The following is a 12,846-nucleotide window of genomic DNA, read 5'->3' as shown; positions in this document are numbered from 1 at the left end:
TCCTATTTCGTGATCGACAGGGCGCCGGGTGCGCCTGCGAGCGAGCGGGTGGGCGAGGAAGTGGCGACGAGGATGACGAGGGTGAGGACGTAAGGGGCGGCATAGAAGAGGTAGTAGCCCTGCGTGACGCCGACCGATTGCAGGGCGGGGCCGAGAGCGCCGGCGCCGCCGAAGAGCAGGGCGGCAAGGAAGCAGCCGATCGGATTCCAGCGGGCGAAGATGACAAGTGCTACGGCCATGAGGCCTTGGCCCGAAGAGATGCCTTCGTTCCAGGAGCCGGGATAGAACAGCGAGAGGTAGGCGCCCCCGACCGCTGCTAGCGAGCCGCCGACGGCGGTTGCAAGCAGGCGTACCGTATCCGGATTGAGACCCATTGCGCGGGCGGCGTCGGAGCTGTCGCCGACCACACGCAGGATGAGGCCGACGCGGGTGTTCTTGAAGGCCCACCAGAGCACCACCGATAGGAGCGCGCCGATGATGAAGAGGACGTTGATGTTCAAAGCCGATTGGATCTGCGGCAGATCCGACCAGCCGCCGAGCGGAATGGATGGGAGATGCGGCGCGACGGGCTGGATGAAGGATTTGCCGAGGAAGAAGGCGAGGCCGAGGCCGAATTGCATCATGGCGATGCCGATGGCGATGTCGTTGACCTTCGGGAATTTGCAGATAAAGCCATGGATGAGGCCGAAAACCGCGCCGGTCGCCATGGCGGCAAGAACGCCGAGCCAGGGCGAATTGCTCATGACGGCCATGGCATAGGCCGTCATGGCACCGAAGACGAGTGTCCCTTCGAGGCCGAGATTGATGCGGCCGGAGCGCTCGGTGATCGATTCCCCGAGGCTGACGAAGATGAAGGGAGTGGAGACGCGGATGGCGCCCGCGAAGATGGCGAGCGGGACACCCCAGATGCCGATGCCGGCTTCGTCCATCACGCGTTCCTTTCTGAGAGGTTGGGCCTTCCTGAGAGGCTGGGGCTTTTCCAAAGATCGGGATTGAAGATCTTGAAGCGGCCGTAGAAGGTCTCGCAGAAGAGGATCACGACAAAGAGCGTGCCCTGAAGCACGAGCACGGTGGCATCCGGCAGTCCCATGCGACGCTGGATCAGCCCGCCCGAGGCGTCGATGCCGCCGAGAAGGATGGCGACCGGGATGATCGCCAGCGGATTGTGCCGGGCGAGGAAGGCAACGAGGATGCCGGTATAGCCGTAGCCGGCAGCAAGCGAGGCATTGGCGGACCCTTGCACGGCTGCGACCTCGATCATTCCCGCCAATCCGGCGAAGCCCCCTGCAAGCGCGGTAAACCCGACGATCAGCCGTCCCACAGGCAAGCCTTGAATCTGGGCGGCGCGGACATTGCCGCCGGCGATGCGGGCGGCAAAGCCGAAGCTTGTCGCTTCGATCAGCACCCAGGCGATGATGCAGGCGACGATGCCGATGACGAGACCCCAATTGACGTCCATGCCGGGGATATTGCCAAGCATGTATTCGGCCGGAAGCGGCGCCGTCGAGGGCTTGTTGAGACTTGCCGGATCGCGCAGCGGCCCCTCGATCAGATGGTTCATCAGGGCAATTGCGATATAGGCGAGAAGCAGCGAAGCGATGGTTTCATTGACGCCGCGATAGTGCCGTAGAACACCGGCGAGGCCGATCCAGATACCGCCGGCGATCATGCCGGCAGCCGCCATCAGAGGAAGGACAACAATCGGCGAGACGGACGCCGTCAGCGGCAGGGCGATGGCGGCTGCGGCGACACCGCCAAGCACCACCGCCCCTTCGCCCCCGATGATGACAAGGCCGAGCCGGGCGGGCAGGGCGACGCAGAGCGCCGTAAGCAGCAGCGGGGCCGCACGGCTGAGGCTGTTCTGGATGGAAAACCAGCTGCCGAAGCCGCCGGTATACATCAGCTTGAAGAGGTCGGCCGGCGATTTGCCGACCACCAGTATGAAGATGGAGAAGAGCGCCAGGCCGGCAAGGATCGCGCCGAGCGAGATCGCCGCCGGTTCGGCCCGTCGCGCCAGCCATTCAAGCAGAGGCCTGAGGCTGCGCGCATCGGTGGACAACGGAGAAAGCGTTGGTGTGTTCACCTCGATCGTCATGGCGCTCTCCCATTTTCTCAGGATGTCGAGCCGACGACGCCCTCGACAAGATAAGCCATGCTTTCCAGCTCGATCGCGTCCTCGGCGAAGGTCTGGCCGGCCGTGACGGCATCGCCGCCCTTGTTGTCCTTGATCGGTCCCTTGAAGACGGAGAAGCTGCCGGCCGTCATTTCGGCAAGCGTCGCGTCGAACTTCTTGCGGGCTTCCTCCGAGACGCCAGGTCCCAGCGGGCTCATCTTGACGAAGCCGTCCTTCAGGCCGCCGCGGACGAAGTTGCCGAGCGGGGTGCCTGCTTGGGCCTCGGTTACGAATTTCGTGTAGACGTTGCCCCAGGCCCATTCGGCGCCGGTCAGATATTTCTCAGGAGCAAGCGGGCTCTGGTTGGCGTGGTAGCCACAGACGAAGGCGCCGCGTCCGGCGGCCGTCTCGACGACCACCTTCGGGCTGTCGACATGGCAGGTGATGACGTCGGCACCCTGGTCGATCAACGCGTTGGTTGCCTCGGCTTCCTTGACGGCCAGCGACCATTCGCCGGTGAAGATGACCTGGCAGGTGATGGCCGGATCGACCGAGCGGGCACCGAGCAGGAAGGAATTGATGTTCTGCAGAACCTGCGGGATGGGTTTTGCGGCGACGAAGCCGATCTTCTTGCTCTTCGACGCATAGCCGGCTGCAATGCCGTTCAGATATTGCCCCTGGCCGATATAGCCGAAATAGGAACCCGTGTTCATCGGGTTGACGCCCTCTTTCCAGAGGCCGCCGCAATGGCGGAACTGCACGTCGGGGTATTTCTTGGCCATTTCCAGCATGTGGGGATCGAAGTAGCCGAAGGAGGTCGGGAAGACGAGGCTGGCGCCGTCGAGGTTGATCATCGATTCCATCGTCTTCTGGACGTCGACGGTCTCCGGCACGTTTTCCTCTTCAACGACGGTCACTCCGGACATCGCCTTGATGACGGCGGCGCCTTCGGCATGGGCCTGGTTGTAGCCGTAGTCGTCCTTGGGGCCGACATAAATGAAGCCCACGGTCAACGCAGCCTGGGCGGCGGCAGGCGTCGAAAAGAGCGAAGGCGCAAAGCCGATGGCGGCGGCGCCCGAGACGGTTGTTTGCAGGAAGCTGCGGCGATTCATGGGAAGGAGTTTGGTCATGGCGGGCTCCTTGCGGCGTGGGTAGCCGGGTTCGAAAAGGTCACAGGAAACTGTATGCAATGAGTGTGCCAATCGGTAAAATCTTGTTTTTAAAGGAGTTCGCTGACTGTTTTAAATTCGCGCAGCGTAAACTGTATGCAATCTTCCAAGCCGATGATTTATTTTTAAGCAGAGAAGAAAATTTGACCGGAAGTGTGAACCCTGAGTGTCGTTCAACCGGCCAATAGCTTGCGGCAGAATTTATATGCAGAGATAGTAATGTAAAATCATGGAGTTGAAGTGCATATTGACAATGATGGTCACGCATTGCATCTGTATACAGTGTAATTTCAACCAGATTCGACCCGTGAAGCTCGCCAGAAAAAAAGAAGTCATCCGGTCCGGAACAACCGTCGAGCAGATGGTTCGGGCGATTGCCGATCTGATCATCACCGGCGCCATGCAGCCTGGCGAGCGGCTGGACGAGATTTCGCTGGCCAATCGCTTCGAAGTGTCGCGCACACCTGTGCGCGAGGCTCTCGGTCAACTTTGCGCCATCGGTCTGGTCGAGCGTGAACCCAACAAGAGTGCCGTCGTTACCAATGTGTCACAGCAGCACCTCGCTTCGATGTTCGAGGCGATGGCTGAACTCGAGGGGATCTGCGCGCGCCTGTCGGCGGAACGCATGACCGTGGACGAACGCAGAATGCTGGAGTCCGAACACAAGGCATCGGCGCGGCTTGTCCATCGCGGCGCGGAAGACGAGTATGAGGCCCACAATACGGAGTTCCATACACGTCTCTACCGCGGCGCGCACAATGACCACGTGTTCGAACTGGTGACGCAAACCCGCGCCCGTCTTGCCCCGTTTCGCCGCGCTCAATTCCGGCTCCCCGGTCGCCTTTTGCGGTCCTATGAAGAGCACGACGCCATCGTCCTGGCCGTCTTGCGGGCAGACGCAGTTAGTGCAAGTCGCGCGGCCTACGCCCATGTTGCCACCGTTAGTGACGCCAGTATTGTTTTTGCACGCGATGCGGAATCTGCCAGGTGATCCTGCCTGACGCCGTTTAGGGCAGGATTTTGGCCAGCTCGGAATATCGCCGCGCTTACAGCCCGCTGGATCTGCCAGTAACGAGTATGCCAGACTATGAGGATCGATTGAGAAGGTTGGATCGAAAATTCAACTAATTTGGTGACAGCGGGCGTTGTTGCGTATCGTGCCCGAGTCCGACGCGGGACGAGGTGAAGCAAAAGGCTTCAAGGATGGTAAGCACCCCGGCTACGCCACAACGAAATCGTAGCGACCGAATTTTCCGTCGCTTGTCGCCCTGACATCGAGCACCAAGGTTGCGTTGAATATCCTATCACGTTCGTTGTCCGGCTCACCGGGAAAATAGAGCTGCGTCGTAAGTACGTCTCCGCCGGGCCGTTGGATTTTTAGGTGGAAGTGCCGGGTGCGACCAGAATATATCCCTGGCACGATCGTCTCGAACCGCCATCTGCCTTCAGCATCGGTGAATTGATGTCCGCGGAGTTTGTACCCGCTATTGTCATAGGTGCCGCTCTCATTGGCATGCCATAACTCGATCAGCGCTTTCGCCACGGGCTGGCAGTCCTCGGTCAGCACGTAACCAGCAAGCGTCATCCTTTCACCGCCCGGTGCATCGCTAGCGAAGTCCTGCTTTTCAGGGCTTTCCGGCGTAAAATACGGACCTTCGGTCTGCGCTGGCGTCAGATCGTCGTCATCATCGCAAGTTGCTGTAAGCGACAGCGTAGGAGCGCCGGCTGCATGGCCGAGTCTCGGCAGTACAATCGGCGTGGCAACGAAGCCGATAAGGAAATGTCGCCGAGTGGGCATGGCGCTGTATCTCCCGAACATGGAACCACGATCCTTGCGGTTCCATTGGGCAGAAGTAGGGCGGGCGGGATGTTGATCAGATCCTCGAAAAATACATGGTTAGTTTCACGGAGTGGTTAGCCTACCGGATAGTCGCTGAAACCGTACATTTCGAGGTGGCCGTCAAAAAATGGCCTCTTCCCGGGGACAGGAAGCGGCCACAGATTTTCCTCATAAGCACCCCGATCAGACTGCCAAGCGATCGGGCGTTTGGATAATTCCTCGATCGGCCATAGCCGACAATAAATTTTTCTAATTGGCCCAGCATTGTATGAAAAAGGGCAAAACCGGATTGGGCCTTCCGCCCGCCCGGGCTGATCTCTGTGGCGGCCAATGCTGGGCAACTGGGCGATTTGCGGATACGGTGAGTTTCAAAGCGTTGGAACGGCGGGAAGCTCCGGTTACGAGTTCACGCTCCACCCTCGCGTTATTAGAACAATCCCGGCCGGGGTTTCTGCACCCCGATTACCCATGCTACGCTTTTGCAGTCACAAACAGCACAGGAAATCTCGACCGCATGCCCGACCAGGATGGCAGTATATTCGACTACGTAGGCATAATCGCCGTCTTTCTCCTCGTTGCCGCGAATGGCTTCTTCGTCGCGGCGGAATTCTCGCTGGTCTCGGTGAGACGAAGCAGGGTGAGCGAACTGGTCGCCGGTGGCCGGATGAATTCAACGGCCCTCCAGAGGGCGGTCGACAACCTCGACGCCAATCTAGCGGCCACCCAGCTCGGCATCACCATTTCGTCGCTCGCATTGGGCTGGGTCGGAGAACCGGCCTTGGCACATCTCATTCAACCGCTTCTGGCGTTCCTGCCAGGGACCTGGGCGACGGCAAGTTCGCACGCCATCGCAGTCGCAATCGCGTTCATCATCATTACGGCGTTGCATATCGTACTCGGCGAACTGGCACCCAAAAGCCTGGCCCTACAGCGCAGCGAGGGAACGGCACTCGCTGTGGTGCGCCCGCTGGGCTTCTTCCTCGTTGTGCTCAAGCCCGCCATTTTGACGCTCAACGGTCTTGGTAACCTGGTCCTGCGGCTAGTCGGACTCCGTCCGGGAACGGGCGAATCGTCGCTCCATTCGGCGGACGAACTCAAGCTGCTCGTCGCCGAAAGTCAGGAGGGAGGTCTTCTTGATGTCGCCCAGCAGCAACTGGTCGAACGGGTGTTCAACATCGGCGACCGTCATATCTCCGATATCATGACGCCGAGGCTGGACGTCGATTGGATCGACGCTGACGACAGCCTGCAAGACATGCTGACGACGATTAGGGAGTCGCAACACGATCAGCTCGTCGTCTCTCGCGGGACGATCGACGAACCCATCGGCATGGTTCTGAAAAAAGACTTGCTGATCCAGGTTCTCAATGGCGGCACCATTAACCCCATGGCGGTCTTGAAGCAGCCTCTGGTCTTGCACGAGTCCACACCGGTCTTCCGCGTTCTCGACAACTTCAAGGCATCCCCCGTCCGTCTCGCCATCGTGATCGATGAATACGGCAGCCTCGAAGGCATCGTCACGCAGACCGATCTGCTCGAGGCGATCGCCGGAGACCTGCCAGGTCCCGAGGGGGAACTCCCCAACGTGGTGGAGAGAACGGACGGGTCGTTGCTGATGGAAGGATCGATGCCCGCTTACGAGGCATTCCAGCGCCTGGACCTTGGCGACGGTCCCTCCGACGGCGACTTCCACACCCTCGCGGGTTTCGCCCTCTACAAGCTGAAGCATCTGCCCGTCGTGGGCGAGACGTTCCGGCACGAAATATGGTCTTTCGAGATCATCGACATGGACGGGCGGCGGATCGACAAGATACTGGCCAAGCGCCTTTCCGACGCGTGATGCCCGAGATGCCCGCGGGCTATTCGTTACCTGGTGGAGACCGTCGACAAGTTCACCGCCAGTAGACCTCGACTTTAGCACTTCCACAAGGCTCTCTCGCCGCCAATTGGCGATGCCGTCTGGGGAGGGCGGCAACCATCCCATCTCAATGGGAACCCGCGCGGCCACCGCACTCGAAGAGTGCGGGTTCTTGCCAATTTTTGCCAAAGTTGCTATGATTGTTCGTATGAGCACAATGAATATTTCCCTACCGGACCATCTTAAGAGCTTCGTCGATGAGCAAGTCGCTGGGCGAGGCTATGGGACGAGCAGCGAGTATATCCGGGAACTGATACGTCGAGATCAGGATCGTCTCGATTTGCGTAGGCTGTTGCTTGACGGAGCCTCGTCCGCACAGAGTGAACCGGTCGACGCGGACTATTTCGCCAGTCTGCGCGATCGAGTCCGCGGTCGGCACAGCAAGTGAATAATAAAACGATAGTCGCCCGGGAGCTGGCTCGCAGCGATGTCGAGGCAGCGGTCGACCATTATGTACGCGAGGCTGGAGCCGAGGTCGCGCTGGGCTTTATCGACGCTCTTCAAGTAGCTTACGATCTGATCGCTAGCCATCCGGAGTGCGGATCGTTGCGATATGCCTACGAGTTGGGATTGCCTGGCCTGCGGAGTTTTTCCCTACAACAATACCCCTATCTCGTTTTCTATCGCGACTACACCGGTCATGTCGACATATGGCGCGTGCTTCATGCCAAATTGGACATCCCGCATTTGATGCAGGAACCAGAAAATCACTGACCCCTCGGACAAAACGACGAGCATCTTTCGATCCTCGACGTCCTTGATCGCAATGAACTTGAAGAGGCGGCCAGGCTGCTCTCGGACCGACCTTGGAAACGCCAAGGCGAGAAAGGCCCGCAGCGCGATTTTTGCGGAGTAGCGGTGAAGTCAACTTGAAGGCATGCGGCTCGCGACGCAACAAGAAGGCAAGGGATGGCATGGCGAGAACTCGGCACAATCATCGACTTAGGCGCACAACCATTCGTGCCTGCCCTGGGTTCCCGTCCTGTGCTTCGAAAATCGCCTAATGGCTCAACAGGTACAGCGCTGTCAGAGGGCCGATGTGAAGTCTTCGGAATGCGACACATTTCGCTGGACCGCTAGTATTTGTCATGCAGGTGAATTACATTCACAAGTGGTGAAGGAGGTTCGAACATGGCTTCAAATGCACTTGTCCAGACTCGGATTGATGCCGACGTCAAAGAGCGCGCCACGGCGGTTCTAGAAAATATGGGTCTTACGGTCTCGGATGCTGTCCGTATCCTGTTAACCCGGACAGCGAATGAAGGCGCCCTGCCGCTAGAACTGGTTAGCCACAGCGAGGCCCATGATGCCTGGTTCCGTGCGAAGGTCTTGCAGGCGCTCGAGGACACGCGACCCGACGTCGAGGATGCCGACGTCGATGCCCACTTTCGCGAGCGCCGTGCGGCAGCTTTGCGCAAGGTCGTGGCGGGTGATCGATGAGGCTCGTCTGGGCGCAATACGCGCTTGATGATCGCGACACAATCTTCAGCTACATTGAGAAAGAGAGTCCGAGGGCGGCGGTCCACGTGGACGAGGAAATCGTCCGCGCTGCCCGTCGACTTGTTGACTTTCCCGAAAGCGGTCGTCTGGTCGGATTGCTGGAACTCGCGAACTTGTTATCCCGCGGACTCCCTACATCGCAGCCTACGTGGTGTTAGCGGACAGGATTCGTATCTTGCGTGTTTTGCACGGCGCCCAGATGTGGCCCATCGAGCTCGCCCACGAGTAGACGTGACTACTTCGCTTCAGGTTCGATTCCGTTCAAGGCGGGCAGGTGGCGACCCTTGGTTGTTCGGGTCGCCACCTTCGGCATCAGCGCGACATTGCCTTCGCCGCCGTTTCGATAACGTCGGCAACCTTGTCGGGCTGCGAGGCGAAAACTGCGTGGCTCGCCTTGATCTCGGTCACCACGCTGCCGGCGCGCTTCGCCATCTCGCGTTCCAGTTCAGGATTGATTGAGCGGTCCTCGGTGGCGACGATCGACCAGCTTTTCCTGGTTTTCCAAGCGGGATCCCCGACTCTGGCTGAAAAAGCTACCTTTGACGCGAAAACCTGCGACCTTGCCAGAAACGCGGCGTCGTCTTTCGGCAGGTCCGCGGCGAAGTCGTTCGCGAACGCGGCGGGGTCGAGGTAGAGGTATTTCCCGTCTTTCGTCTCGCGAATGTTCATGCCTCCCGACGGCTTTGCACTTGCGAGGCTGAGCAGGCTTTCCCCCTTGTCCGGCTGGAAAGCTGCGACGTAGACGAGACCAGCGACAACAGGACTGTGGCCAGCTTCGGTGATCACCATGCCGCCATAGCTGTGACCGACGAGAAGCGTCGGGCCGTCTTGCAGGTCGAGTACCCGATTGGCAGCCGCGATATCGTCGGCGAGCGACGTGATCGGCTGCTGCACGATCGTGACATTGAAGCCTCGCTGGACGAGGATATCAGATGCTTTGCGCCAGCCCGAACCATCGGCAAGCGCGCCATGGACGATGACGATATTTTTGACTTCGGCGGCCTGTGCCGCGAAGGCGATGATGCTGGTGGCGAAGGCGAGTGCGAGGGTCGAGATGTAATGACGGTTCATGAGTTTAACTCCTGTCGTTGTGGGTGGTTTGGTAGGGATCTGAGGTTTCAGCCAAAGGTGAAGGCGTAGGCTTCCACGCCTTGATCGAGGAAACGGATTTCGAAGGTCCGTTTCTCCACGTGGCCGGACTGACGGACGAGCTGGTAGAGCTTGGTGGATGTCACCGTGCCGTGGCCGTCAGCGTCAGTGTCGGCGCCATGGTTTGGTCCGGGAGCCTTGCCGTCGATCGTCACTTTGAAGCGAATAGGTTTGCCGGCGGCGCCGGGACCAAGGACCAGATGAAGATCGCGGGCGCTAAAGCGGTAGACGATGCTGCCATCCGGCTTGTCCAGCACGGCCTGTTCGGCGCCAATCGTCCAGGTTCCCGAGAGGCCCCATTTGTTCAGGCCCGGTTCGTCGATGGAATACGCGTTGGCGCCGTCAGCACGAAGGCTTTCCGGAGAGGCGAAGCTGGTGGCGCGCTTGTAGCCGAGATAGGTTTCGCCGGAACGGATGTTCTTGAGGTCAGCGCTTGCCTCAGCACCCTTGGCGTCCGGCGTCACCGGGGCACTCGCGGCCATCTCGCTGCCGGCTTCGCGCAACAGGTCCTGGATCGCCTGCTCGGTCTGGCGGTAATTGCCTTCGCCGAAATGATGGTAGCGGATCTGCCCGTTGGCATCGATCAGGTAGTGCGCCGGCCAGTAGCTGTTCTCGAAGGCGCGCCAGATCTTGTAGTCGTTGTCGATGGCGACCGGATAGCCGATCTTGAAATCCTCGACCGCCGTTTTGGCATTGTCGATCTTCTTCTCGAAGGCGAATTCCGGGGCATGCACACCGATCACGACGAAGTCCTGGTCCTTGTACTTTTCAGCCCAGGCACGGACGTACGGGACGGTACGGATGCAGTTGATGCAGGAATAGGTCCAGAAATCGACGAGGACGACCTTGCCGCGCAGCTGTTCCGTTGTGAGTGGCGGCGAGTTCAGCCATTCGACGGCGCCGTCCACTGACGGCGCGAGACCTTCGACGGGGAGATTGCTCTGGAAGGGTCGGCTTGTATCGACGGCGGCAGTCATGATCCCATTGCTGGCAATCTCGGATGATGGATCGGCTGCGGGCGTCCGATGCAAACGATCCAGTACGGCCTGTTCGAGGGATGCGGTGCTGGTATACGAAAGCCGCGCTAGCAGCCCGGTATCGAGACCAAGCGCAATGACGGCAACGCCGGCCAAAACAGCTGCTCCGAGCATCTGGCGAATCCGTTCACTGATGCCGAGTGATCGCTTCATGCCGGCAAAGATCTTCGCTCCCACAAGAAGGGCAATGGCAAGCGATGTCGCTGCGCCGGCAGCATAAGCGATGAGCAGGAAGGTCGTCTGAAGATTGGCACCCTGCAATGCGGCACCCGTCAGCAGGAGGCCGAGGATAGGCCCGGCGCAGGGTGCCCAGAGCAGCCCGGTCGCAACGCCAAGGATGAAAGAGCTTGCGGCAGTCGGTATTGAGCCGGGTTTGCCCGACGCATTCAACAGCTTGTTGCCGACGTCGACGACAGGCTGGGTGATGACGCCCGCAATGCTTGGCGAAAGAAGGCTGACTCCGAATATCGCAAGCAGCAGGATCGCGACGAGGCGGCCGTATTCGTTGGCGTTGATCGCCCAGCTACCGCCAACCGCCGCAAGCGTCGCGACCATTGCGAAGGTAACACTCATGCCGATCAGCATGGGCAGCGTGCTTCGGATGAAAGGCTGTCCCGCGCGTGCAAAGACGAAGGGAAGGATGGGAAGGATGCACGGGCTGAGGATGGTCAGCGCCCCTCCAAGATAGGCAACAATAAGAAGTGTCATCGTCGTTTCCTTGAAACCGGTTGGTCGGGCTCTGGACGGCGATGTGGCGCGACCAGCAACGGGGCCAATCTGGTCGGTGCGACGTATCCCGGATGTGTCCGGGTTTCAGGTGAAGTGTACCGAAGTGTAGGGGTTGGCCGGGTCTGCTACAGAACGACACAAATCTCCGGCGAGGCGTCAGCCCAGACCGGCAAGGCAGGGCGCAAATTGTATCAGAACGTATCAAAGCGGCCGGATGCTACATACGCATTCAATTGCGGGCTCGGTGGGACACATGGGGGATACATGCGATTGGCTTTCTTCAAGTCACGATCAATCGAGTTGGAGAGTACGATGTCCCCTGAATTCAACCACCAGCGCCGCCGCTTCTTCGGTGTCGCCGCCATGACCGTCGCAGCCGCCGAATTCGGCATGACCGCGATCGCAAAAGCCCAGTCGTTCGCTGTATCCTTACCAGCGGCTAAGGCAGGAGAGCACACATCGTTCGAAGCGCTGAAGCAGGTCAAGGCGGGTGTGCTCGATATTGGATATGCCGAAGCCGGGCCGAAGGGTGGGCCGGTCGTCTTGCTGGTGCATGGCTGGCCTTACGATATCTACAGCTATGTAGATGTTGCACCCATCCTGGCCGATGCAGGCTTCCGCGTCATCATTCCCTACCTTCGCGGTTACGGCACGACGCGCTTCCTTGCGGAAGAGACGCCGCGTAACGGGCAGCAGGCGGCGCTGGCGGCTGACATGATCGCCTTCATGGATGCACTCGGCGTCGAAAAGGCAATACTAGGCGGATATGATTGGGGCGCCCGGACCGTTAACATCATGGCCGCTCTCTGGCCCGAACGCTGCGAGGCGATGGTTTCCGTCAGCGGCTATTTGATCGGCAACCGCGAAGTCAACAAGAAGCCGTTGCCGCCGAAGGCCGAGCTGTCCTGGTGGTACCAGTTCTACTTCGCTACCGAGCGCGGCCGGCTTGGCTATGCTGCCAACACACGTGATTTTGCAAAGCTGATCTGGCAGACGGCATCGCCGACATGGAAGTTCGACGACGAAACATTCGACCGCTCAGCAGACGCGTTCGACAATCCCGACCATATCGAAATCACCATCCATAATTATCGCTGGCGGCTCGGTCTCGTAGACGGCGAGGCGAAATACGATGCTTATGAAAAGCAACTGGCGATGGGACCGGCCATCACAATTCCGACGATCACCCTGGAAGGCGATGCCAATGGCGCGCCCCACCCGCAGCCATCGGCCTATAGAGGTAAATTCTCAGGAAAGTACGAACATCGAACATTAACTGGGGGCATCGGGCACAATCTGCCGCAGGAGGCGCCGCAGGCCTTCGCACAAGCCATACTGGATGTTGCGAAGTTTTGACGGCCATTCGGTTGCCGCGAGAAATCGCTTTACTC

Annotated in this window: 13 protein-coding genes and 1 pseudogene; 8 read left to right on the top strand and 6 right to left on the bottom strand. The window is 59.6% G+C overall.

The window, feature by feature from the left end:
- Window positions 1-2: 2 nt before the first annotated feature.
- From ACSQ2W_RS20925 to ACSQ2W_RS20915, 3 genes are read right to left on the bottom strand one after another with little or no spacing between them, the layout of a single operon-like run.
- Complete coding sequence (locus ACSQ2W_RS20925) at window positions 3-929, bottom strand: ABC transporter permease (protein ID WP_436088134.1); 927 nt, start codon at window positions 927-929, stop codon at window positions 3-5.
- Window positions 929-2,095 (bottom strand): ABC transporter permease, encoded by a 1,167-nt coding sequence (locus ACSQ2W_RS20920; protein ID WP_436088133.1) that lies wholly within the window; start codon window positions 2,093-2,095, stop codon window positions 929-931. Before ACSQ2W_RS20920 ends, ACSQ2W_RS20925 begins: the two co-directional genes overlap by 1 nt.
- Window positions 2,096-2,112: 17 nt before the next feature.
- Window positions 2,113-3,243 (bottom strand): BMP family ABC transporter substrate-binding protein, encoded by a 1,131-nt coding sequence (locus ACSQ2W_RS20915; protein WP_436088132.1) that lies wholly within the window; start codon window positions 3,241-3,243, stop codon window positions 2,113-2,115.
- Window positions 3,244-3,302: 59 nt separating this feature from the next.
- Here ACSQ2W_RS20915 and ACSQ2W_RS20910 point away from each other — a divergent pair, with 59 nt between their 5' ends.
- Both ACSQ2W_RS20910 and ACSQ2W_RS20905 read left to right on the top strand, forming a co-directional pair.
- Complete coding sequence (locus ACSQ2W_RS20910; RefSeq protein WP_436088131.1) at window positions 3,303-3,470, top strand: hypothetical protein; 168 nt, start codon at window positions 3,303-3,305, stop codon at window positions 3,468-3,470.
- 173 nt (window positions 3,471-3,643) lie between these two features.
- Window positions 3,644-4,273, top strand: coding sequence for a GntR family transcriptional regulator (locus ACSQ2W_RS20905; protein ID WP_436088956.1), 630 nt, complete (start codon window positions 3,644-3,646; stop codon window positions 4,271-4,273).
- Between the two features lie 228 nt (window positions 4,274-4,501).
- Here ACSQ2W_RS20905 and ACSQ2W_RS20900 read toward each other — a convergent pair whose 3' ends face one another.
- Window positions 4,502-5,080, bottom strand: coding sequence for an intradiol ring-cleavage dioxygenase (locus ACSQ2W_RS20900; RefSeq protein ID WP_436088130.1), 579 nt, complete (start codon window positions 5,078-5,080; stop codon window positions 4,502-4,504).
- A gap of 556 nt (window positions 5,081-5,636) precedes the next feature.
- Between ACSQ2W_RS20900 and ACSQ2W_RS20895 the strand changes: the two genes are divergently transcribed.
- The 5 genes and pseudogenes from ACSQ2W_RS20895 (at window position 5,637) to ACSQ2W_RS20875 (ending at window position 8,769) form a co-directional block, all read left to right on the top strand.
- Entirely contained in the window at window positions 5,637-6,962 is a 1,326-nt protein-coding gene (locus ACSQ2W_RS20895) for a hemolysin family protein (protein ID WP_436088129.1), read from the top strand.
- Between the two features lie 190 nt (window positions 6,963-7,152).
- Window positions 7,153-7,428, top strand: coding sequence for a type II toxin-antitoxin system ParD family antitoxin (locus ACSQ2W_RS20890; protein ID WP_436088128.1), 276 nt, complete (start codon window positions 7,153-7,155; stop codon window positions 7,426-7,428).
- Window positions 7,425-7,754: a type II toxin-antitoxin system RelE/ParE family toxin gene (locus tag ACSQ2W_RS20885; protein ID WP_436088127.1), complete on the top strand. Its 330-nt coding sequence runs from the start codon at window positions 7,425-7,427 to the stop codon at window positions 7,752-7,754. The genes ACSQ2W_RS20890 and ACSQ2W_RS20885 overlap by 4 nt, the downstream gene beginning before the upstream one ends.
- A 417-nt stretch (window positions 7,755-8,171) precedes the next feature.
- Window positions 8,172-8,480, top strand: a complete 309-nt coding sequence (locus ACSQ2W_RS20880) for a type II toxin-antitoxin system RelB/DinJ family antitoxin (protein ID WP_436088126.1) — start codon at window positions 8,172-8,174, stop codon at window positions 8,478-8,480.
- A pseudogene (locus tag ACSQ2W_RS20875) lies at window positions 8,477-8,769 on the top strand (type II toxin-antitoxin system RelE/ParE family toxin). Before ACSQ2W_RS20880 ends, ACSQ2W_RS20875 begins: the two are co-directional and overlap by 4 nt.
- An 83-nt stretch (window positions 8,770-8,852) precedes the next feature.
- Here ACSQ2W_RS20875 and ACSQ2W_RS20870 read toward each other — a convergent pair.
- Both ACSQ2W_RS20870 and ACSQ2W_RS20865 read right to left on the bottom strand, forming a co-directional pair.
- Entirely contained in the window at window positions 8,853-9,611 is a 759-nt protein-coding gene (locus tag ACSQ2W_RS20870; RefSeq protein WP_436088125.1) for an alpha/beta hydrolase, read from the bottom strand.
- 47 nt (window positions 9,612-9,658) lie between these two features.
- Complete coding sequence (locus ACSQ2W_RS20865; protein WP_436088124.1) at window positions 9,659-11,434, bottom strand: cytochrome c biogenesis protein DipZ; 1,776 nt, start codon at window positions 11,432-11,434, stop codon at window positions 9,659-9,661.
- A gap of 333 nt (window positions 11,435-11,767) precedes the next feature.
- On the opposite strand from ACSQ2W_RS20865, the gene ACSQ2W_RS20860 reads away from it, so the two are divergent.
- Window positions 11,768-12,811: an alpha/beta fold hydrolase gene (locus ACSQ2W_RS20860; RefSeq protein WP_436088123.1), complete on the top strand. Its 1,044-nt coding sequence runs from the start codon at window positions 11,768-11,770 to the stop codon at window positions 12,809-12,811.
- Window positions 12,812-12,846: the final 35 nt, after the last annotated feature.

It is taken from the genome of Pararhizobium sp. LjRoot255, from assembly GCF_964252905.1.
Lineage (GTDB): Bacteria > Pseudomonadota > Alphaproteobacteria > Rhizobiales > Rhizobiaceae > Pararhizobium.
The sequence above is the reverse complement of the archived record's forward strand: the minus strand, read 5'-3'. Positions and strand labels throughout refer to the sequence as shown.

Coding starts and splice junctions, on each gene's coding strand:
- ACSQ2W_RS20925 (WP_436088134.1), bottom strand. CDS start 929: ATGGACGAAGCCGGCATCGGCATCTGGGGTGTCCCGCTCGCCATCTTC.
- ACSQ2W_RS20920 (WP_436088133.1), bottom strand. CDS start 2,095: ATGACGATCGAGGTGAACACACCAACGCTTTCTCCGTTGTCCACCGAT.
- ACSQ2W_RS20915 (WP_436088132.1), bottom strand. CDS start 3,243: ATGACCAAACTCCTTCCCATGAATCGCCGCAGCTTCCTGCAAACAACC.
- ACSQ2W_RS20910 (WP_436088131.1), top strand. CDS start 3,303: ATGAGTGTGCCAATCGGTAAAATCTTGTTTTTAAAGGAGTTCGCTGAC.
- ACSQ2W_RS20905 (WP_436088956.1), top strand. CDS start 3,644: ATGGTTCGGGCGATTGCCGATCTGATCATCACCGGCGCCATGCAGCCT.
- ACSQ2W_RS20900 (WP_436088130.1), bottom strand. CDS start 5,080: ATGCCCACTCGGCGACATTTCCTTATCGGCTTCGTTGCCACGCCGATT.
- ACSQ2W_RS20895 (WP_436088129.1), top strand. CDS start 5,637: ATGCCCGACCAGGATGGCAGTATATTCGACTACGTAGGCATAATCGCC.
- ACSQ2W_RS20880 (WP_436088126.1), top strand. CDS start 8,172: ATGGCTTCAAATGCACTTGTCCAGACTCGGATTGATGCCGACGTCAAA.
- ACSQ2W_RS20870 (WP_436088125.1), bottom strand. CDS start 9,611: ATGAACCGTCATTACATCTCGACCCTCGCACTCGCCTTCGCCACCAGC.
- ACSQ2W_RS20865 (WP_436088124.1), bottom strand. CDS start 11,434: ATGACACTTCTTATTGTTGCCTATCTTGGAGGGGCGCTGACCATCCTC.
- ACSQ2W_RS20860 (WP_436088123.1), top strand. CDS start 11,768: ATGTCCCCTGAATTCAACCACCAGCGCCGCCGCTTCTTCGGTGTCGCC.